This is a genomic window from Citrobacter sp. CK181 (assembly GCF_030333595.1).
In the GTDB taxonomy this organism is placed as follows: Bacteria; Pseudomonadota; Gammaproteobacteria; order Enterobacterales; family Enterobacteriaceae; genus Citrobacter_B; species Citrobacter_B koseri.
Map to the genome: position 1 here is coordinate 936,012 of NZ_JAOWFN010000011.1, position 20,474 is coordinate 956,485.

The following is a 20,474-nucleotide window of genomic DNA, read 5'->3' on the forward strand; positions in this document are numbered from 1 at the left end:
AGGCTACTTACGGGCAGCCTGTGACGTTTATTACGCCGCCAGCACCCGATTTCTGCCGTCGTTTTTGGCTTTGTACAGGGCATCGTCCACCCGCTTAAATAATTCATCAATACTTTCATTCGATTCGTGCCGTGCGACGCCGATGCTGACGGTAAAACGGGGCAGGCCAGGAATACAGACTTTCGCCACGGCGGCGCGTATTGATTCTGCAAGATTAAGTGCAACTTCCAGCGAGGTTCGCGGCAGCAGCAAGACAAATTCTTCACCGCCCCAGCGAAAGACCAGGTCGCCTTTACGTGCGCGGGCTTCCAGCGTTCGCGCCAGAGCGCACAGCACTTCATCGCCTTTCAAATGACCGTACAAATCGTTAATGCTTTTGAAGCGATCGGTATCGATTAGCAGCAGGCTGTAATCCATTGTCATCGACAGATGGGGCGTATGGTTTTGCTCAGTAAGAAGATAAAATTGCCTGCGGTTCAGTAAGCCAGTCAGCGCATCATGCAGGGCAGCGCGTTCCAGCTCCTGCTCCAGCCGTTTTTGCTCGGTAATGTCATGAATGATGCATAACATGAGCTTATCGCCGTATATCTCAAGGGGGCCCGCATAGGTTTGTACGTGCCGGGTGGTGCCGTCAGAGAGTTTATGGACGAAGTTTAAGGGCTTATGACCGCCGGGCAGACGGGCAATCTCATGCATAACGGGTAAGATCTGGCGACCTAATACGTTGATTTCCCATGTATGCTTCTGGCACATCGCTTCATGGCTGTAGCCATAGAAATTGAGTGCGGCCAGATTGGCATCGACGATCAGACCGTCCCGCGAAGGGTCTATCAACAGCATCGGCGCGGAGTTCGTCAGGAAAAAACGGGCGTAAAACCCTTGTTTTTTACGCTGATAGTTTGCCGAACGACTGGCCTTGAGACCTTGCGCCGTAGGTGTCTCTATGCCTTCAAAAATAATAACGTCTCCCTGCGTCGACAGGGTTTTAACCGAGAGGCGGCAGGTTAAGGCGATTTCTTTACCATCACGACAGACCGTCAGAATTTCAACAATATCGTGATGGTGGTGTAAATCAGCAACGTACATGCGCAGTTCATTTTGCGCATAAGTTGAAAATATCCCCTTTCTGAGACGGCTGAAAGTCTGTTCCTGTGTCAGTTCGCGTGCGGCGGTATTAGCGAAAACTAACTCTTCTGTGTGTGGTAAAACAATCCAGACAGGAAAACTTAATAAATCCAGAGCATTGAGTTCGTGAGCAATCATCGATAATCCCGTTATCTTCACATGCTGTGTTGCCGGTTTATTGGTGAATGGCTTTTTTATTAACAGCTTACAGTGATATGGAGCGTTTTTTCACAAATCGGGAGACAACAATAGACGTGCAGATAAATCTAGCAGGGAACCAGGACAAATCCACGAATGATAAGTTTTTTTTCAATGGTCGATATAAGTGTGAACGAGTAAAAAGGAAGAAAGGTTGATGGCGACTTATATAAACATTACTCAGGCTAATCATTCTGAAAGAGGTTAACCCTTTCCCGTACGACATATTAAAGCTGATGATGCAACGCAAGGTTATCGATCTACAGACTAAAATTCATAAATTTCGATTAAGTAAATTATCATCCGTTGAACACCCCATATTGTCTCGTACAACACATTTGCGCCGGTGATGCCGGCGCCTTTCCTGCCATATCGTACTTTTCTGAATCATTTCAGCGCAATGGGATAATGAGGTATTGCTTAACATACGCCGAAGGCTAGACTAACGAAAAAGCGTTGAATGAATGTGGAGGCGTTGTGGAAGCCATCAAGGGATCGGAAGTCAATGTGCCGGATGCCGTTTTTGCCTGGCTACTGGATGGTCGCGGCGGCATTAAACCGCTTGAAAATGACGATATTATCGACAGCCAGCATCCCTGCTGGTTGCATCTCAATTACACCCACCCTGACAGCGCGCAGTGGCTGGCGTCGACGCCTTTGTTACCGAATTCTGTACGCGATGCGCTGGCTGGCGAGAGTTCTCGCCCACGCGTCAGTCGGATGGGGGATGGCACGCTGATCACCTTACGCTGCATCAACGGCAGTACCGATGAACGCCCTGATCAGCTAGTGGCGATGCGTGTATATATGGATGAACGTTTTATCGTCTCAACGCGACAGCGAAAAGTTCTGGCGCTTGATGAGGTGGTTAGCGACTTGCAGGAAGGGACTGGCCCGTCCGATTGCGGCGGCTGGCTGGTCGACGTGTGTGACGCCCTGACGGATCACGCCAGCGAATTTATCGAGCAATTACACGATAAAATTATCGACCTGGAAGACAATCTGCTCGATCAGCAGATCCCGCCGCGTGGATTCCTGGCGTTACTGCGTAAGCAACTGATTGTGATGCGTCGATACATGGCGCCTCAGCGTGATGTTTATGCGCGACTGGCAAGCGAGCGTCTGGCCTGGATGAATGATGATCAGCGTCGTCGAATGCAGGATATCGCGGATCGTCTGGGAAGGGGGCTGGATGAGATCGACGCGTGTATTGCGCGCACGGGCGTGATGGCCGATGAAATCGCGCAAGTCATGCAGGAGTCCTTAGCGCGCAGAACCTATACGATGTCGCTGATGGCGATGGTCTTTCTGCCCAGCACATTTTTAACCGGATTGTTCGGCGTGAATCTCGGGGGAATTCCGGGCGGCGCATGGCATTTTGGATTTTCTATGTTCTGTATTCTGTTAGTTGTCCTGATTGGTGGTGTTACCTTATGGTTGCATCGTAGTAAATGGTTGTAACAACAACGCTTTTCATCGTCCTTTGAGCAGAAAAACGCCGCATAATTTGAGCGAAGTCAATAAACAATCTACCCATTCGGGGCAATATCTCTCTCGCAGGTGAATGCAACGTCAAGCGATGGGCGTTGCGCTCCATATTGTCTTACTTCCTTTTTTGAATTACTGCATAGCACAATTGATTCGTACGACGCCGACTTAGATTAGTCGGCTTTTTTTTGCCTGCGGGATATCAGCGTCTACCCTAAAAGAGTCAATCTGTATGACCGGAGGGTAATATGACCAGCCTGTTCACGTTATTGCAAATGCAAACACGCCAGTCGGATTCCGTACCAACCGATCCGGTGCCGATTCCCGATCCTATCCCGCGCCCACAACCTATGCCAGATCCGCCGCCGGATGAAGAACCGATTAAATTGTCGCATCAAGAGCGGAGATCTGCGAGGATACGCGCCTGCTGACTGTGTGTCTTTTACCGCGAGATTAAATTGTGACCGCTTTTTCTACTCTGAATGTCCTGCCTGCCGCCCAACTCGAGAATCTTAACGAGTTGGGTTATCTTGAGATGACGCCTGTCCAGGCCGCTGCGTTACCGGCGATCCTGGCCGGAAAAGATGTGCGCGTGCAGGCAAAAACCGGCAGCGGAAAAACGGCTGCATTTGGTCTCGGGCTTTTACAGCATATTGATGCCAGTCTGTTCCAGACCCAGTCGCTGGTGCTTTGTCCTACGCGCGAACTGGCCGATCAGGTGGCAGGGGAGCTGCGTCGTCTGGCGCGTTTTCTGCCTAATACCAAAATCCTGACGTTGTGCGGCGGGCAACCTTTCGGCGCGCAGCGAGACTCTCTCCAGCATGCGCCGCACATTATTGTCGCGACGCCGGGTCGCCTGCTTGACCATCTGCAAAAAGGCACCGTTTCTCTGGATGCCCTGCAAACGCTGGTGATGGATGAAGCCGACAGGATGCTGGATATGGGCTTTAGCGACGCTATTGACGAGGTGATTCGCTTTGCGCCGTCACGCCGTCAGACTCTGCTGTTTTCCGCCACCTGGCCTGAGGCCATCGCGGCGATCAGCGGTCGGGTTCAGCAAAATCCACTGACGATTGAAATTGATTCGGTGGATGCGCTGCCATCTATCGAGCAGCAGTTTTTTGAAACATCTTCGCAGGGGAAAATCCCGCTGCTGCAAAAGCTGCTGAGCCAGCATCAGCCTGCGTCATGCGTTGTTTTCTGTAATACCAAAAAAGATTGTCAGTCAGTTTGTGATGCGCTCAATTCTGTCGGGCAGAGCGCATTATCGCTGCATGGCGACCTTGAGCAGCGCGATCGTGACCAGACGCTGGTTCGTTTTGCTAACGGTAGCGCACGCGTACTGGTAGCGACGGACGTCGCCGCGCGTGGGCTGGATATCAAGTCGCTGGAGCTGGTCGTAAACTTCGAGCTGGCGTGGGACCCGGAAGTTCACGTACACCGTATTGGTCGTACCGCCCGTGCAGGCAACAGCGGTCTGGCGATCAGTTTTTGCGCGCCGGAAGAGGCGCAGCGCGCCAATATCCTGTCTGAAATGTTGCAGCTTAAACTGAACTGGCTGACGCCGCCGGGCAACGTTCCGGTTGCACCGCTGGAAGCTGAAATGGTGACGCTGTGTATTGATGGCGGTAAAAAGGCAAAAATGCGCCCGGGCGACGTGCTGGGAGCATTAACGGGAGATATTGGTCTGGATAGCGCTGATATTGGCAAAATTACCGTACATCCGGCCCATGTCTATGTGGCGGTTCGTCAGCCTGTGGCGCAGAAAGCCTGGAAGCAATTGCAGAACGGAAAGATAAAAGGGAAGAACTGTCGGGTTCGTTTATTGAAATAAATGCCCGCTCCGGCCTACAGGTGCTTATGCGCATCGTAGGCCGGATAAGACGTTTACGTCGCCATCCGGCTGAGTCAGAAATTACTTCACTTCCACGACGTTCAGACGCAGTTCATCCAGCTGATTATCGTCTTCCTCTGGCTGCCAGCCTGCGGGTTGCAGAGGGATCTCTTCGCGGTCAAAGGCTAAATCACCACCGTCTACTACGTCGGAATCATGATTAATGCCTTTGAAATCAAAAAGATTAATGTCGCTCAGATGAGAAGGCACCACGTTCTGCATCGCGCTGAACATGGTTTCAATACGCCCTGGATAACGTTTATCCCAGTCGCGCAGCATGTCGGCGATGACCTGGCGTTGCAGGTTTGGCTGCGACCCGCACAGGTTGCACGGAATGATCGGGAACGCTTTGGCTTCTGAAAAACGCTCAATATCTTTCTCGCGGCAGTAGGCCAGCGGGCGGATAACGATGTGTTTGCCGTCATCGCTCATCAGCTTCGGCGGCATCCCTTTCATTTTCCCGCCGTAGAACATGTTCAGGAATAACGTTTGCAGGATATCGTCGCGGTGGTGGCCTAACGCAATTTTGGTTGCACCCAGTTCTGTTGCGGTGCGGTAGAGAATACCGCGGCGCAGTCGGGAGCACAGAGAGCAGGTCGTTTTGCCTTCAGGAATTTTCTCTTTAACGATCCCATAGGTGTTTTCTTCAACGATCTTATACTCTACGCCCAGGTTCTCAAGATATTCCGGCAGAATGTGTTCGGGAAAACCCGGTTGCTTCTGGTCAAGGTTAACGGCGACCAGTGAAAAGTTGACGGGCGCGCTTTGCTGCAAATTACGCAGAATTTCCAGCATGGTATAGCTGTCTTTCCCGCCGGAAAGGCACACCATGATGCGATCGCCTTCTTCGATCATATTGAAGTCAGCAATCGCTTCGCCCACGTTACGACGCAGACGTTTTTGTAATTTGTTCAGGTTGTACTGTTCTTTCTTGCTAATATATTGATTTTGCGACATTTAATAGAGGCTCAATTCATTGTGTGGCATCAGAAAAGTATGCATCACGCCGGAAAGACCGGCAAAAGAAATCTGATATAAAAACTGTGGCGTGTATGGTACGGATTGGCGAGAAGAATGTCAGCACATTTATACCCGTTATACCTCAGGTTGCAGGTAAGCGTGCAGGGTTGAAAAGTGGATATGAAAAGCCCGCAACGGCGTGCGGGCTGATGCGTTTAGCGAACCACCAGGACGGAACATTCGGCATGGCGTACGACCGCTGCGGCGTTGGAGCCCAGCAGATACGTGGTGATGTCCGGGCGGTGAGAAGCAATAATCACCATGTCTGCCGGTAATTTTTTAGCCATTTCCAGAATTTTATCTTTCGGAGAACCTTCCGCGATATGAATCTGTACTCTGTCGGCAGGAATACTGAACTTCTTGATAATCTCTTCCAGTTGAGATTTTGCTTCGGCTTTCAGATCGTCCATAGCCGGTAACTCTGCTGAGTAGGCCAGGCCTAAAGAGGCGTAATAGGGCAGTGACGGAATAACGGTCAGGAAATGGACCTCTGCGTCATCTATTTTTGCCTCGGCTTCAACATGGGTGATAACGCGTTGAGTTAATTCTGAATCTGAAATATCGATGGGCACAAGAATCGTTCTGCTCATAAAACCTCCTGTTTAAGTATCCGATTAAAGTTTAACCCTTAATGGCACTTTATGTACAATGACAGGAGTCACATTTTAGCGTGAGTTTGGTTTCTGCTCTGGAAATTTCCCTTTGATCACGCCGTCATAAAAGCGGCCTTTAGAAACTACGACAAGAAAATCACGAAAAATACGCGACGGGACGCCGAGATATTGCAGAGTACCGGTTCGATGAAAACGAATTTCCAGCGTGCTGGAGGTTTCGTCATAGCCGACGGATGCAATACGGGATGATTTAACGGGATGATGGTTCATTGCCGGCGTCCTCTACAGCAGATTTTATGCAATATATCATCTATCAATGGAGAGTTTTAGCGCAACAAATATATTGTTTTAGTATAGATAAAACACTGTTGTTATGAGAAAAGCCCGCTGTTGCCAGCGGGCTGACGGACTTAGAACTGGTAAACCATACCCAGAGCAACGACGTCGTCGGTAGACATATCGTTGCGAGTGTAGAAGCTGTCATCTTCATCCAGCAGGTTGATTTTGTAATCAACATAAGTGGAGAAGTTTTTGTTGAAGTAGTAGGTCGCGCCTACGTCAGCATATTTAACCAGGTCTTTATCTTCACCGCCGGCCAGATCCTTACCTTTAGACATCAGGAAAGATACGGCAGGACGCAGACCGAAGTCGAACTGGTACTGCGCTGTAACTTCAAAGTTCTGGGTTTTGTTGGCAATGGTGTTATCACTGCCGTTTGAGCCACCGTAAGGAGTCATATTACGGGTTTCAGAATACATGGTCGCCAGATAGATGTTGTTAGCGTCATATTTCAGGCCAGCAGTCCACGCATCTGCTTTATCACCGCCAGCAGTGGAGTGATTTGCTTGCTGATTCGTTCGGTCGGAAGTGGTATATGCCGCACCGAAGCTGACGCCCATACCCAGATCGTAAGTTGAAGAGATACCGAAGCCGTCGCCGTTGGAGTTTTTCACGTTACGGTCACCGCCGTTGCCCGTACCTTCCTGCTCGTTGGTAACCTGGTTTTCATTCGCCCCCTGATATTGCAGCGCAAAGCTCAGACCATCCACCAGACCGAAGAAGTCGGTATTACGGTAGGTTGCTACGCCGTTAGCACGACCGGTCATGAAGTTGTCTGCTTTGGTATAAGAGTCGCCGCCGAATTCTGGCAGCATATCGGTCCAGCCTTCCACGTCGTACAGTACGCCGTAGTTACGGCCGTAGTCGAATGAACCATAGTCACCGACTTTAATACCTGCGAATGCCAGACGAGTCCAGGAGTCACCTTTATCACCTTCGGTACCGTTAGCCTGAACCTGATATTCCCACTGGCCGTAACCCGTGATCATATCGTTAACCTGAGTTTCACCTTTGAAACCCATACGCATGTATGTTTGATCGCCGTCAGAATTTGCGTCATCAGAGAAATAATGCAGACCGTCTACTTTGCCATAGAGATCTAATTTATTGCCGTCTTTATTATAAACTTCAGCGGCGTGGGCCGCGCCTGCTGCTAACAGGGCAGGGATTACGAGAGCCAGTACTTTTCTTTTCATTGAAATAACCCTTTAGTTTTTTTATTTACCTGTGACTCCCCATAAGGGAAGTGAAATCATGCTAAAGGAGAAGTTCCGTAAAGAGATAAATATGAATTGTTACGTCTTAAGTAAAATCTTAATTAAATAATTCTACAGAAATGATGATAATTGACATGAATGTTTTTTAATAAAACATATAAAATAAAAATTATACAATTTAATTTTGTTGCGATATTCTGCGCGGGTTATATGCCTTTATTGTCACATTTTGCTTTTTTCGTTGGGCCATTGCGATAAGTACTGATCTTCCAGCGAATGAATTGACAAGCCCGAACCTTGGTTCGGGCTTTTTTTCGTTCTGACGAATACTCAAACAGCCGTATTATTCAGCACCGCTCTTTTCCGCTTTGCCTGCCAGTTGAGCAAGGAAGTCATAGCGTTTTTGCAGATCCGCCGTCGCATCCTTCCAGAGCTGTTCAGCAACGTCTGGCTGCTGTGCATTCAGGCGGCGGAAGCGTTGCTCGTTGAGCAGCGTCTCTGCCAGCGCGTCTGACGGTGGACGGGAATCTAGCGCCAGCGGCAGTTTACCCTCATCGGCGCGACGCGGGTCAAAGCGGTACAGTGGCCAGAAGCCGGTAGCCGTTAACTGACGCATCTGATCGTGGCTCAGCGCCAGGTCGTAGCCGTGTTCTTCACATGGACTGTACGCAATGATCAGCGATGGCCCCGGATACGCTTCCGCTTCCTGGATTGCTTTCACCGTCTGGTTTAACTGCGCGCCCAGCGAGATCTGCGCGACATACACATGACCGTACATCATCATGCTTACACCCAGATCCTTACGCGCTTTGCGCTTGCCGTGTTCGCCAAACTTCGTGACCGCGCCAAGCGGCGTCGCCTTCGACGCCTGCCCGCCGGTATTGGAATAACACTGCGTGTCCAGAACCAGAATATTGACGTTCTCGGTCAGGCTCAGCACATGATCCAGACCGCCAAAGCCAATATCGTAGGCCCAGCCGTCACCGCCAATCAGCCAGATTGATTTCTCAATCAGCGCATCGGCATCGGTTAACAGTTCATGCGCGCCGTCGACATCTTTCAGATGCTGGCGTAATGCGGCGACCTGTTCACGACGAACTTCCGGCGTCGCGTCGGCGTGCAATGCGTCGTTTAAATCCGTTGGGATGCGATCGGCGAACTGTTCCAGCAGGCGCATGACGCGCACGCGATGTTGATCAACCGTCAGGCGGAAGCCCAGACCGAATTCGGCGTTATCTTCAAACAGCGAGTTCGCCCATGCGGGGCCGCGACCGTTGGCATCGGTGGTGTAAGGCGTTGAAGGCAGGTTACCGCCATAAATAGAAGAACAGCCGGTCGCGTTGGCAATTAACATGCGGTCGCCATACAGCTGAGTCAGCAGCTTGATATACGGCGTTTCACCACAACCGGAGCAGGCGCCGGAGTATTCGAACAGCGGCGTGATCAGCTGAGAGGTGCGAATATCAATACGCTCCAGCTTGCTCTTGTCGATTTCCGGCAGATTGAGGAAGAAGTCATAATTCACTTTTTCTTCTTCGACATGTTCAAGGCGGGACATCATATTGATGGCCTTGATTTCAGGGTTCTGGCGGTCTTTCGCCGGGCAAACTTCAACACACAGGTTACAACCCGTGCAGTCTTCCGGCGCTACCTGCAACACGTATTTCTGACCACGCATATCGCGTGATTTCACATCCAGCGAGTGCAGACTGGCCGGGGCGTTCTCCATTGCTTCCGGCGAAACCACTTTAGCGCGGATCGCCGAATGCGGGCAGGCGGCGACACAGTGGTTACACTGGGTACACAGCTCTTCTTTCCAGATAGGGATCTCTTCGGCGATGTTGCGTTTTTCCCAACGGGTCGTCCCCATCGGCCAGGTGCCGTCTGGCGGCAACGCTGAAACGGGCAGGGCGTCACCAAGCCCGGCGAGCATGGCGGCTGTAACCGTTTTAACGAAATCGGGCGCTGCGTCAGACACCACCGGAGGACGATTTGCGCTGTGCGGGTCCACCGCCTGCAACGGAACTTCTGTTACCGATTCGCGCGCCAGCGCCAGCGCCTGCCAGTTACGCTCAACCAGCTCCTGGCCTTTACTGCTGTAGCTTTTCGCTATCGCCCCCTGTAATTCCGCCAGCGCGCTATCGCCAGGCAGAATCTGCGTCAGGTGGAAGAAGGCCATCTGCATCACGGTATTAATACGTGCCGCCAGCCCGCATTCGCGGGCGATTTTAGCCGCGTTAATCACAAAGAACCGCGCTTTTTTCTGGTTCAGCACCGCCTGAACTTCCTGCGGCAGACGTGCCCAGACTTCATCTGCGTTGTACGGCGTATTGAGCAGGAAAATACCGCCTGGTTTCAGACGTTCCACCATCTGATACTTATCAATAAACTGCAACTGGTGGCAGCCGACAAAATCAGCCTGCGCCACCAGGTAAGCGGAACGAATCGGCTGCTCGCTGACGCGCAGGTGAGAGACCGTCAGCCCGCCAGCTTTCTTCGAGTCATAGACGAAGTAACCCTGTGCATACCACGGCGTGGAGTTACCAATAATCTTGATGTTGTTTTTGGTTGCAGAAACGCTGCCGTCGCTGCCCAGACCGTAAAATAGCGCTTCCAGCTTCGCTGTACCGGGCAGGGTGTTTTCCGGCAGGGGCAGAGACAGATTAGTGACATCATCATAGATGCCAACCGTGAAGCGGGATTTGGGTCTGGCGCTCGCCAGTTCGTTGAAAACAGCCAGCACGCAATCGGGGCCAAACTCTTTTGAGGAGAGACCATAGCGCCCGCCGATCACCCGCGGTAAGGTTTCTCTCTCGCCGCTGTTGAATGCCTCCGCCAGCGCGGTCATCACATCCAGATACAGCGGTTCGGCCTGTGCGCCAGGCTCTTTGGTGCGATCCAGTACGGCGACGGTACGTACGGTTTCCGGCAGCGCCTGTAATAAATGTTTTGCTGAGAACGGACGGAACAGACGGACTTTCAGTACGCCCACTTTTTCGCCGCGCGCCAGCAGCTCGTCCACCACTTCCTCACAGGTGCCGATTGCGGAACCCATCAGAATAATGACGCGTTCCGCCTGCGGATAGCCATAGTATTCAAACGGCTTGTACTGGCGACCGGTGGCCCCGGCGAAATCATTCATTGCCTGTTCAACGTGGTCATAAACCGCGTTGTACCACGGGTTCGTGGCTTCACGGGACTGGAAGTAGGTATCCGGGTTGGCAGACGTGCCGCGAATCACCGGATGTTCAGGATTGAGCGCGCGGGAGCGGTGCGCGTCAATTTCAGCCTGCGGCATCAGTTTCAGAATGGTGTCATCTGCCAGCGGCACAATTTTATTGATTTCATGCGAGGTACGGAAACCATCAAAGAAATGAATAAATGGCACGCGGCTTTTCAGCGTGGCAATCTGCGAAATGAGCGCGAAATCCTGCGCTTCCTGAACGCTACCGGCGCTCAGTATGGCGCAGCCGGTCTGGCGAACCGCCATCACATCAGAGTGATCGCCAAAAATAGACAAGGCATGAGTAGCAATGGTGCGTGCGGCGACGTGAAGTACAAACGGCGTGAGCTGTCCCGCCAGTTTGTACAACGTTGGGATCATCAGCAGCAGGCCCTGAGATGAGGTAAATGAGGTCGAGAGCGCGCCGGTCTGTAATGCCCCGTGAACGGTGGCGATGGCGCCGCCTTCCGACTGCATTTCTACGACGCGAGGGGTATCGCCCCAGACGTTCTTAAGCCCGTTTCCGGCCCAGGCATCCGCCTGCTCAGCCATTGTCGAACTGGGCGTAATTGGGTAGATGGCGATAACTTCGCTGGTACGGAATGCGACCGAAGCAACCGCGCCATTACCGTCAATAGTGATCATATGACACCCTTACATTGCACAAAAAGAGGGACTCGCGAAACATCGGCGGGCCCTGATAGTTATCTCTCTATTTTAGCAAACCCCGATCTCTACCATTTTCGCTTTTGTGTCCCTGGAATAGAGGGAATGAATGATTTGATCAAAGAGAGGGCAAAAAAATTGCTAAAAAATGTCAATGAACCGCATAAATGGGCAGTTTGCCTCTCGACGACGCAGGGTAGCCTGCCTATTATTTATGGCGGTGTCGTTTTGGCTAACGTTCAGAGGGGAGAGAGATGCGCGCAGCGTTTTTAGTGGGGTGTGCCGCGTTATTATTGTCGGCCTGTAGTAATGAGCCTGTTCAGCAGGCGACGGCAGCGCATGTTGCGCCGGGGTTAAAGGCGGCAATGTCCAGTTCCGGGGAAGCCAACTGCGCCATGATTGGCGGGTCGCTCTCTGTTGCCCGTCAGCTTGACGGATCGGCGATCGGCATGTGCGCATTACCCAACGGCAAACGCTGTAGTGAACAGTCGCTCGCCGCTGGGAGCTGCGGCAGCTATTAATGCACTAAATCAGCCAGTCGGAACATCAGCGTTTGTTCTGCGGTCGCCAGCGTCAACTGGTTAGCCGTTAAGTCGACCTGCGCGCCTTGTTTGAGCATCGCGCTAATGGTGTGATCCAGTTCATTTAACTGCGGGTCGGCGCACATCATACGCGTCATCGCCATGTCTTTGACTTTCAGCTCGCCATCAGACAGCTTGCCCTGGCCACTGAAGCGGTTGCACATGCGGCCGGAAACCGTCATTTTTTCACCGAAGCTTAACTCCGGGGCGTTCTTTCCCGCAGCGACTGGTTTCCCGTTTACACTCTCCAGAACAAAACGGTGATGCTGTAGCTGATCACGGTTAACGGAGACTTTTCCATTGCTGACGCAGCCTGCCATAAGCATGCTGAGTGCAACCAGTGCGACGATCTTCTTCATTAAAACTCTCTACATTTGCTGACGGGAAATCATTCATAATTGTAATGATATAGCCTGGTATATCATCGGGGATTATCTGAAAGTGCTCCCCTGAACGCAGGGGAGCAGAAGGGTCAGAACAGGACGTTCGGGCAGGTTTCACCTTTTGAGAGCTGTTCCAGATTTTGCAGAGTGGTTTCCGAGATGCTGGTCAACGCTTCCGCGGTCAGGAAAGCCTGGTGCCCGGTGAATAGCACGTTATGGCAGGCAGACAGACGACGGAATACGTCATCCTGAATCACATCGTTGGACTTGTCCTCAAAGAACAGATCGCGTTCGTTTTCATAGACATCCATCCCCAGTGAGCCAATCTTCTGGTTTTTCAGCGCTTCAATTGCCGCCTGCGAATCAATCAACGCCCCACGACTGGTGTTGATCACCATCACCCCGTTTTTCATCTGATCGAACGCGGCATGATTAAGCAAATGGTAGTTTTCAGCTGTCAGCGGGCAATGCAGAGAAATGACATCAGATTCCGCAAACAGCGTCGGCAGATCGACATACTCCACGCCAAGCTCCAGCGCGGCGGCGCTTGGGTAAGGATCAAACGCCAGCAGTCGCATACCAAAACCTTTCAGAATACGCAGTGCGGCGACGCCGATCTTGCCCGTCCCGATCACGCCAGCCGTTTTACCGTGCATGGTAAAACCGGTCAGACCTTCCAGTGAAAAGTTTGCATCACGGGTACGTTGATAAGCGCGATGAATGCGACGGTTCAGCGTCATCATCATACCAATCGCATGTTCGGCGACGGCTTCAGGAGAATAGGCCGGGACGCGCACGACTTGCAGACCCAGCTCTTTTGCGGCGTCCAGATCGACGTTATTGAAGCCAGCGCAACGCAGCGCAATGTATTTTACGCCGTGCTTTTTCAGCTCTTCCAGAACCGGGCGGCTGCCGTCGTCGTTAACGAAGATGCATACCGCCTCGCAACCGTTGGCGGTTTTTGCCGTTTTTTCAGTCAGCAGAAAGTCAAAAAATTCAAGTTCAAAACCAAAGGACTCGTTAACATGTTGCAGGTACTTCTTGTCGTACTGCTTTGTACTGTAAACTGCGAGTTTCATAAGACTTTCTCCAGCGATGGTGGAATAACATTGAATCAATTAAAATTATCTTACAAAATTTAAAAAATAATTGATAGGCGTGACCATGACATAATGAATAATTTTAGAACATCTCTTCTTAAGGCACCTATCATACTAAAATTAAACAACTTTCTTTAACACATATTTCCCTTTCGGTCATTCTGAACCCACGCCTTATCAGTGGGTCAGTTACGCTTCCACAGACTGACGTATTCTTTCTGTAGCGAATCAGTCTGACAGACGTTCGTAACGTCGAACAACCGACAGACATAACCTGCAAACCCTCACTTTCATACGAAATCACCTATCGCTTCAATTGATTGACAAAAATTGATAATTGCTCCGCCCATCGCTCCATTCCATGATGAATTTCATGAACTTTTTCATTTGCTGTGATATTTATCACATTTCTGTAAATTTCACCAATTGTCCTGTCTGGTGTGACCAGCAGTAATTTCCCTTTTATTTTTTGCACTTATTTAAACAGGCGTTGATATGCTCCTGTTATCCCGTTTATCAAGGGATTGTCAAAGGATTCCAAATAAGCATAATTTAACCAAGAAATTAGTTTTGTTATTTTAACTTGAATCCTCGTGATTTTTATTAACACGTTTAATACAAACAAGAGTGGAGGGGTGATATTGCCGTAACTTAATACATACTATTAACAACACAGCATGTTAAATCCTGTCTTATCCGGCTAAGTTAAGTTGGAGGTGTTATTATGACTGCGCGCAGTATCGTAGCGACTTTTTAATGGAATAAAAATGTACGCGATGAATCTGTCGATGAATAAGCCTGGAACAGTAAGCAAGATAACCTTATTGAATAAACCAATTTCAATAACTGAAAATGCCTGCTCTACATGTAGTCTACTGGAGCAGCTTCACAGGTATCCTTCAGCTACTGTCGTAATATATGGGCGGCCGTCTTTATTTTTGAGTTTCTGGCTGCATGTTCGGGAATGTTACCCGTGCGCAGCATTGATATTTAAGCATGGCTATTTTTTGCCTGTGGATGAGACCATTGCTGAGTTTTTTAACTACTTCACTATTGAAGGGAGAAGCGGTGTAAAACACCACGATAAAACAATACAGCGTGTAATTTATTTTCTTCCTCCTGTTTTACTAAGGAAAGAATCTGTTCAGGATACAGCATATCTTACGGATACAGTACCTTTACTTAATGAAATAACACATGCGCGACTTTCTTCCGGGAGGTTATCGAAGCTGTCTAAAAGTGTTCTTGCACTAATACTTTCTGGCTTCAGTCGAGAGATGATAGCAATTAATTTAAAAGTTGGAATCAGGCAAGTCTGGTTGATTGAAAACTTCCTACGCAAAAGATGGCGAATTCCAGATTGTTGTTCTCTGGTTGAGTCTGTTTATTTCTGCAATAGATAAAAATTGTTCCTAATTTTAATTTAAGGGTGTTTACATGCATAAGAATGTTATGGCCTCTATGTTAGGTGTGGTTTTGTTTGGTGCTCTAAGCAATATCAGTTGGGCAGAAGAGCAGATCGATCCCAACAAAACAATTACCAGGGGAGAACTAAATAATGAACTGATCGAATTAGCCCGATCTCTTTCTCAAAAAGGGGAGAATTATCGAAACGAGGTGGTTAGATATGTAAATGGGCGTGTAAATGATGCTGCAAATACGACGAAAAATTATATTAATGAACAAATTAATGCTCAAAATCGCTCGCTGGCTTCACAGCGGGACGCAATAAATACGGTGAAACAGGACGTGACCGTAAGCGTTGGGAAGGTTAATAAAGAACTGGATGAACAAAAGGATGTTCTGCGCGGTGAAATCGGCAGCGCCAAAAGGGATGCCTACGCACGGGCCGACAGTAATGCAAAAGCCGTGCGTGGCGAGCTTAAGCAGCAGGGCGATTCCCTGCGTGGTGAAATCGGCAGCGCCAAAAGGGATGCCTACGCACGGGCCGACAGTAATGCAAAAGCCGTGCGTGGCGAGCTTAAGCAGCAGGGTGATTCCCTGCGCGGCGAAATCGGCAGTGTCAAAAAGGATGCTTACGCGCGTATAGACAGCAATACGGAAACTGTTCGTGGCGAGTTTTCTCAGACCAGCAAATATTTATCTGGAAAAATCAATGCTAACCAGTCTGCGGTCAGTAAGAATAGTCGCCGTTTAGATCTTCATGAATCCTGGCAAAAAATGGCGACAGACAGAATGAATGGTCTGCAAAAACAGATATCTAACAACCGCAAAGAAATTCGTGAAAGTGCAGCTCAGAATGCGGCGCTTGCAGGTTTATTCCAGCCTTATAACGTGGGTAAATTTAATGCTACTGCGGCATTGGGAGGATATTCAGATAAGCAGGCAGTAGCCGTTGGGATCGGCTACCGCTTTACAGACAATGTTGCAGGTAAAATGGCAGTTGCGGCCGGTGGAGATTCCGTTTCATGGAACACGGGTATTAGTCTGGAGTTCTGATTAAAGCTTACAGCAGGGGGTATTTTACTCCCTGCTCATGGAGCAATAATGAAAATTATCATCGCGACGCATGATTTTTATTTTCAGCAAGGCGCTGAAGTATTATTCAACTCGTGTGAGGCACTTGGCGTTGAACATTTTAACAGCGAAAGAGAAACGTATTTTATTATCTGTGATAATGAGTTCGCCGGACTCATGAGCATACTTTTCTACGGGTATGATTTTTACCTTGCCTGCAAGTCAGAGCCTTGCAATATGAAGCATGGATCTTGTTTGAATGACCAAGGTAAATCATTAACACATAATGAAAGAATTATCGCTTTCCTTTTATACTATAAACACTTTAGTGTAGAGCAAATCGCCAGGGTGAGAGGTCGAAGTAAGAAAACAGTATATTCACATATTTACAATATCAAGAAAAAAATCGGTTTAAAAAATGGAATGCACCTGCCATTTAAAAGTAACGGCATTGATCAGAATGCTTTTTTTGAACTGATATTTCTCATCTGAGATAAAATCTGGCTGGCATCTCATTATTATCTTCCCGGAGAATATGAATGAAGAATTTCATTAATCGATTTATTCGCTCAGATTACGATATCGTCATTCTTCGCCTGAGTGTTATCGGTGTATTTATGTTGTTTGGTACTTATAAATGGTTTGATTTTGAAGTTATGGCCCTGGAGCCTCTGATTTCATCAACATGGCTCAATATTCTGTATTTGATTTTTGGTGTCCACGGGGGAAGTTATTTCCTTGGCGTTATGGAAACCATTACATTTCTTGCGTTGATCATTGGCTTCGCCCGACCTGGTGTTGGCATACTAGGCGATCTCATTGTTATCACTACAGGAGTAACGACTCTGAGCCTGCTGCCACAACTGGGGAAAATTGACAGCTTCATTATCAAGGATGTTCTCTTGATTGGCGCTGGCGCAGTTTTGCTGAAATATGACCTTACCCGGTATCTGGCATTCAGGAATGGAACATACCGGGTATAAACGCTGCTACAGAATGGCAGGAATGTGAACCCTGGCAGAGGATCTGCAAATGGTCAGTCCTCTGCGCCTCTGTTTTCCGTAATAAATCAGGAGACTGAGTTAATTCAGTACAAAATGTTTGCCTGACTGCGGATGTGCGCCATCATGGTGAGATGGCAGAAGGATCGGATACTAACGCTCTGTTATATCATCAACTTTATCATTTCTAAGACGGCCTCAAAATTGTTGGGTCGCGGCAGAACATCTATCCTTAGTGAGGGCGATGCCTTCAACTGAGCGCCCAAACATGCCACAATACGAGCCTTACCGGCTTAATTTTTGCTAAATCAGGATATTAACTACCCATGAAGGGTAAATACAAAGCCGTTCTCGCGCTACTTTTATTATTGATCCTTATACCGTTAACGCTGCTCATGACGCTTGGCCTGTGGCTTCCTACGCTGGCGGGCATCTGGTTACCGGTTGGTACGCGTATCGCGCTGGATGAAAGCCCGAAACTTACGCGCCACGGCCTGCATATCCCGGAGCTGCGTTATCTGGTGAAGGACTGCCCGTTAGCACGCATGAGCGGCGCGGAACTCACCCATCCCAGCCGCTGGCAGCTGAATATCGGTACGCTTGAACTGGACTCCGCCTGTCTGGCAAAACTCCCTGAATCTGAACCATCGCCCGCAGCGCCGCGCACGCTCGCAGAATGGCAGTCTATGCTGCCTGATACCTGGGTTAATATCGACAGGCTTATTCTTTCTCCCTGGCAGGAATGGCAGGGGAAATTGTCGCTTTCGCTGACGCCAGCCCTCCAACAGATTCGTTATCAGGGCGAGAAGGTCAACTTTCAGGGGCGGCTGCACGGGCAAAACTTCACCGTCAGCCAACTGGAGGTGAGCGCCTTCGAAAATCAGCCCCCTGTAAAACTGGAAGGAGAATTTACGCTGCCTCTGGTGCCGGACGGGCTGCCGGTGAACGGACACGCCGTCGCAACGCTGAGCCTGCCGCAGGAACCGTCGCTGGTGGATGCGGAACTGGAGTGGCGGGACAACGCCGGACAGCTGATCGTCATGGCGCGCGGTAACCCGGAGCCGCTGCTCGATCTCCCCTGGCAGGTTACTCGCCAGCAACTTGCCATCAGCGATGGACGCTGGAACTGGCCGTATCAGGGCTTTCCGCTGAGCGGACGTCTGGGGATCAACATTGATAACTGGCAGGCAGGTCTTGAAAATGCGGTGATAAGTGGTCGGTTGAATGTTCTGACGCAAGGCGATGCGGGTAAAGGCAATGCGGTGCTGACGATTGGGCCAGGCAAGCTGAGTATGGATAACAGCGACATGCCCTTGCGTTTAACCGGTGAAGCGAAACAGGGCGATCTGATTTTTTATGCGGTACTGCCGACACAGCTCACCGGCAGTCTGGCCGATCCACAACTGACCTTTGAACCCGGCGCGCTGTTGCGTTCTCGTGGCCGGGTGATCGACTCTCTGGATATTGACGAAATTCGCTGGCCGCTGGCTGGCGTAAAAGTTACCCAACGCGGAGTTGATGGCCGATTACAGGCAATTTTACGCGCGCACGAAAATAAGATGGGCGACTTTGTCCTGCATCTTGATGGGCTGGCGAATGATTTTCTTCCCGATGCGGGGCGCTGGCAGTGGCGTTACTGGGGCGAGGGCAGCTTCACCCCGATGAACGCCGGTTGGGATGTCGCCGGGAAAGGAGAATGGCACGATAACACCATCACGCTTACCGACCTGTCCACCGGGTTCGATCAACTGCAATACGGCACGATGACGGTGGCGTCTCCGCGCCTGGTGCTGGATAAACCGATCGTGTGGGTTCGTGATGCCGGGAACCCGACCTTCAGCGGCGCGTTATCGCTGGATGCGGGCAATACCGTGTTCACCGGCGGCAGTGTCTTACCGCCGTCAACGCTCAAATTCAGCGTTGAAGGAACGGACCCAACGGTATTCCAGTTCAAAGGCGACCTGCACGCCGGGGCGATTGGGCCAGTACGGGTAAATGGGCGCTGGGACGGCATTCGTTTACGCGGGCAGGCCTGGTGGCCAAAACAGTCGGTTACGGTCTTCCAGCCCTTGCTGCCTCCTGACTGGAAAATGAATTTGCGCGCAGGCGAACTGTACGCGCAGGTGGCTTTTTCCGCCGCAGAGGAGCAGGGGTTTGAAGCGGGTGGACACGGCGTACTGAAAGGCGGTAGCGCCTGGATGCCGGACAACCAAATCAACGGCGTCGATTTTGTGTTGCCGTTCCGTTTCAGTCAGGGCGCCTGGCAACTGGGGACGCGCGGGCCGGTGTCATTACGCATCGCAGAGGTGGTAAACCAGGTCACCGCGAAAAATATCACGGCCGATCTCCAGGGAAGCTATCCGTGGAGCGAAGAGAATCCTTTATTGCTGAGTGACGTGAGCGTGGATGTGCTGGGCGGCAAAATCATCATGAAACAGCTACGTATGCCGCAGCACGATCCGGCACTGCTGCGGGTGCAAAATGTCTCTTCCAGCGAACTGATCAGCGCGGTGAATCCCAAACAATTTGCGATGTCCGGCCCGGTTAGCGGCGCGCTTCCGCTGTGGCTGAGCAATGAAAAATGGATCATTAAAGACGGCTGGTTAACCAATCCAGGCCCGATGACGCTGCGTATCGATAAAGATACCGCCGATGCGGTCGTCAAAGACAATATGGCGGCGGGCGCGGCAATCAACTGGTTACGCTATATGGAGATTGCCCGTTCGTGGACGAAGATTAATCTGGACAATCTGGGCGTGCTGACCATGCAGGCGACGGTCACGGGTAAAAGCCATGTGGACGGTAAAGTCGGCACGGTTAACCTGAACTATACCCATGAAGAAAATGTCTTTACGCTCTGGCGCAGTTTGCGTTTTGGCGACAACTTACAGGCATGGCTTGAACAAAACACCGCGTTGCCGGAAACCCGTTGCCCGGAAGGCAAGGAATGTGAGGAACAACAATGAAAACGATGATTGCCATGCTGGCGCTCTTCTTACTGGCTGGCTGTACGCCGCGTATTGAAGTTGCAGCGCCGAAGGAACCGATCACCATCAATATGAACGTCAAAATTGAGCATGAAATTCATATCAAGGTTGATAAGGACGTGGAAAGTTTATTGAAGTCACGCAGTGATTTGTTCTGAGG

At 50.3% G+C, this 20,474-nt stretch carries 18 protein-coding genes; 10 read left to right on the top strand and 8 right to left on the bottom strand.

Annotation, left to right across the window (positions count from 1 at the left end):
• Positions 1–30 precede the first annotated feature (30 nt).
• Positions 31–1,263: a sensor domain-containing diguanylate cyclase gene (locus OGW17_RS08535; RefSeq protein WP_012132290.1), complete on the bottom strand. Its 1,233-nt coding sequence runs from the start codon at positions 1,261–1,263 to the stop codon at positions 31–33.
• Between the two features lie 537 nt (positions 1,264–1,800).
• Here OGW17_RS08535 and zntB point away from each other — a divergent pair.
• From zntB to dbpA, 3 genes are all read left to right on the top strand, one after another.
• Entirely contained in the window at positions 1,801–2,784 is a 984-nt protein-coding gene (zntB, locus tag OGW17_RS08540) for a zinc transporter ZntB (RefSeq protein WP_049011948.1), read from the top strand.
• Between the two features lie 275 nt (positions 2,785–3,059).
• Positions 3,060–3,242 carry a proline-rich small protein YnaL gene (ynaL, locus tag OGW17_RS08545; RefSeq protein ID WP_072025335.1) on the top strand — a complete coding sequence of 61 codons (183 nt, stop codon included), beginning with the start codon at positions 3,060–3,062 and terminating at the stop codon, positions 3,240–3,242.
• A 29-nt stretch (positions 3,243–3,271) separates the two neighbouring features.
• On the top strand, positions 3,272–4,645 hold the full coding sequence (gene dbpA / locus OGW17_RS08550) for an ATP-dependent RNA helicase DbpA (RefSeq protein ID WP_071258366.1): 1,374 nt from the start codon (positions 3,272–3,274) through the stop codon (positions 4,643–4,645).
• Positions 4,646–4,726: 81 nt separating this feature from the next.
• Here the strand turns inward: dbpA and ttcA are convergent, their stop codons facing one another.
• The 5 genes from ttcA to nifJ form a co-directional block, all read right to left on the bottom strand.
• A complete protein-coding gene (gene ttcA, locus OGW17_RS08555) occupies positions 4,727–5,662 on the bottom strand; it encodes a tRNA 2-thiocytidine(32) synthetase TtcA (protein ID WP_071258365.1) in 936 nt (311 codons plus the stop codon).
• A 218-nt stretch (positions 5,663–5,880) separates the two neighbouring features.
• Positions 5,881–6,315 (bottom strand): universal stress protein UspF, encoded by a 435-nt coding sequence (gene uspF / locus OGW17_RS08560; RefSeq protein WP_012132296.1) that lies wholly within the window; start codon positions 6,313–6,315, stop codon positions 5,881–5,883.
• Positions 6,316–6,390: 75 nt separating this feature from the next.
• Positions 6,391–6,609, bottom strand: a complete 219-nt coding sequence (locus OGW17_RS08565) for a KTSC domain-containing protein (protein WP_012132297.1) — start codon at positions 6,607–6,609, stop codon at positions 6,391–6,393.
• Between the two features lie 140 nt (positions 6,610–6,749).
• Positions 6,750–7,874 carry a porin OmpC gene (ompC, locus tag OGW17_RS08570; RefSeq protein ID WP_071258364.1) on the bottom strand — a complete coding sequence of 375 codons (1,125 nt, stop codon included), beginning with the start codon at positions 7,872–7,874 and terminating at the stop codon, positions 6,750–6,752.
• Positions 7,875–8,238: 364 nt separating this feature from the next.
• Entirely contained in the window at positions 8,239–11,763 is a 3,525-nt protein-coding gene (gene nifJ, locus OGW17_RS08575) for a pyruvate:ferredoxin (flavodoxin) oxidoreductase (RefSeq protein WP_071258363.1), read from the bottom strand.
• 275 nt (positions 11,764–12,038) lie between these two features.
• On the opposite strand from nifJ, the gene OGW17_RS08580 reads away from it, so the two are divergent.
• Positions 12,039–12,305 (top strand): putative hemolysin, encoded by a 267-nt coding sequence (locus OGW17_RS08580; RefSeq protein ID WP_012132302.1) that lies wholly within the window; start codon positions 12,039–12,041, stop codon positions 12,303–12,305.
• On the opposite strand, the gene hslJ is transcribed toward OGW17_RS08580, so the two are convergent.
• Both hslJ and ldhA read right to left on the bottom strand, forming a co-directional pair.
• On the bottom strand, positions 12,302–12,724 hold the full coding sequence (gene hslJ, locus OGW17_RS08585; protein ID WP_012132303.1) for a heat shock protein HslJ: 423 nt from the start codon (positions 12,722–12,724) through the stop codon (positions 12,302–12,304). The genes OGW17_RS08580 and hslJ overlap by 4 nt on opposite strands.
• A gap of 113 nt (positions 12,725–12,837) precedes the next feature.
• Complete coding sequence (ldhA, locus tag OGW17_RS08590; protein ID WP_071258362.1) at positions 12,838–13,827, bottom strand: D-lactate dehydrogenase; 990 nt, start codon at positions 13,825–13,827, stop codon at positions 12,838–12,840.
• Between the two features lie 788 nt (positions 13,828–14,615).
• On the opposite strand from ldhA, the gene OGW17_RS08595 reads away from it, so the two are divergent.
• From OGW17_RS08595 to OGW17_RS08620, 6 genes are all read left to right on the top strand, one after another.
• A complete protein-coding gene (locus OGW17_RS08595) occupies positions 14,616–15,251 on the top strand; it encodes a hypothetical protein (RefSeq protein WP_123907487.1) in 636 nt (211 codons plus the stop codon).
• Between the two features lie 34 nt (positions 15,252–15,285).
• Positions 15,286–16,308 carry a YadA-like family protein gene (locus tag OGW17_RS08600; protein ID WP_114647400.1) on the top strand — a complete coding sequence of 341 codons (1,023 nt, stop codon included), beginning with the start codon at positions 15,286–15,288 and terminating at the stop codon, positions 16,306–16,308.
• A 48-nt stretch (positions 16,309–16,356) separates the two neighbouring features.
• Positions 16,357–16,818: a helix-turn-helix transcriptional regulator gene (locus tag OGW17_RS08605; protein WP_071258360.1), complete on the top strand. Its 462-nt coding sequence runs from the start codon at positions 16,357–16,359 to the stop codon at positions 16,816–16,818.
• 47 nt (positions 16,819–16,865) lie between these two features.
• A complete protein-coding gene (locus OGW17_RS08610) occupies positions 16,866–17,309 on the top strand; it encodes a DUF417 family protein (RefSeq protein ID WP_049011902.1) in 444 nt (147 codons plus the stop codon).
• A 344-nt stretch (positions 17,310–17,653) separates the two neighbouring features.
• Complete coding sequence (locus OGW17_RS08615; RefSeq protein ID WP_071258359.1) at positions 17,654–20,293, top strand: YdbH family protein; 2,640 nt, start codon at positions 17,654–17,656, stop codon at positions 20,291–20,293.
• Positions 20,290–20,472 (top strand): YnbE family lipoprotein, encoded by a 183-nt coding sequence (locus OGW17_RS08620; RefSeq protein WP_012132311.1) that lies wholly within the window; start codon positions 20,290–20,292, stop codon positions 20,470–20,472. The genes OGW17_RS08615 and OGW17_RS08620 overlap by 4 nt, the downstream gene beginning before the upstream one ends.
• Positions 20,473–20,474 lie beyond the last annotated feature (2 nt).

What these genes read in the sequence shown, in the direction of transcription:
- OGW17_RS08535 (WP_012132290.1), bottom strand. Translation starts at nt 1,263, where the DNA reads ATGATTGCTCACGAACTCAATGCTCTGGATTTATTAAGTTTTCCTGTC.
- ynaL (WP_072025335.1), top strand. Translation starts at nt 3,060, where the DNA reads ATGACCAGCCTGTTCACGTTATTGCAAATGCAAACACGCCAGTCGGAT.
- ttcA (WP_071258365.1), bottom strand. Translation starts at nt 5,662, where the DNA reads ATGTCGCAAAATCAATATATTAGCAAGAAAGAACAGTACAACCTGAAC.
- uspF (WP_012132296.1), bottom strand. Translation starts at nt 6,315, where the DNA reads ATGAGCAGAACGATTCTTGTGCCCATCGATATTTCAGATTCAGAATTA.
- OGW17_RS08565 (WP_012132297.1), bottom strand. Translation starts at nt 6,609, where the DNA reads ATGAACCATCATCCCGTTAAATCATCCCGTATTGCATCCGTCGGCTAT.
- ompC (WP_071258364.1), bottom strand. Translation starts at nt 7,874, where the DNA reads ATGAAAAGAAAAGTACTGGCTCTCGTAATCCCTGCCCTGTTAGCAGCA.
- nifJ (WP_071258363.1), bottom strand. Translation starts at nt 11,763, where the DNA reads ATGATCACTATTGACGGTAATGGCGCGGTTGCTTCGGTCGCATTCCGT.
- OGW17_RS08580 (WP_012132302.1), top strand. Translation starts at nt 12,039, where the DNA reads ATGCGCGCAGCGTTTTTAGTGGGGTGTGCCGCGTTATTATTGTCGGCC.
- hslJ (WP_012132303.1), bottom strand. Translation starts at nt 12,724, where the DNA reads ATGAAGAAGATCGTCGCACTGGTTGCACTCAGCATGCTTATGGCAGGC.
- ldhA (WP_071258362.1), bottom strand. Translation starts at nt 13,827, where the DNA reads ATGAAACTCGCAGTTTACAGTACAAAGCAGTACGACAAGAAGTACCTG.
- OGW17_RS08595 (WP_123907487.1), top strand. Translation starts at nt 14,616, where the DNA reads ATGTACGCGATGAATCTGTCGATGAATAAGCCTGGAACAGTAAGCAAG.
- OGW17_RS08600 (WP_114647400.1), top strand. Translation starts at nt 15,286, where the DNA reads ATGCATAAGAATGTTATGGCCTCTATGTTAGGTGTGGTTTTGTTTGGT.
- OGW17_RS08605 (WP_071258360.1), top strand. Translation starts at nt 16,357, where the DNA reads ATGAAAATTATCATCGCGACGCATGATTTTTATTTTCAGCAAGGCGCT.
- OGW17_RS08610 (WP_049011902.1), top strand. Translation starts at nt 16,866, where the DNA reads ATGAAGAATTTCATTAATCGATTTATTCGCTCAGATTACGATATCGTC.
- OGW17_RS08615 (WP_071258359.1), top strand. Translation starts at nt 17,654, where the DNA reads ATGAAGGGTAAATACAAAGCCGTTCTCGCGCTACTTTTATTATTGATC.
- OGW17_RS08620 (WP_012132311.1), top strand. Translation starts at nt 20,290, where the DNA reads ATGAAAACGATGATTGCCATGCTGGCGCTCTTCTTACTGGCTGGCTGT.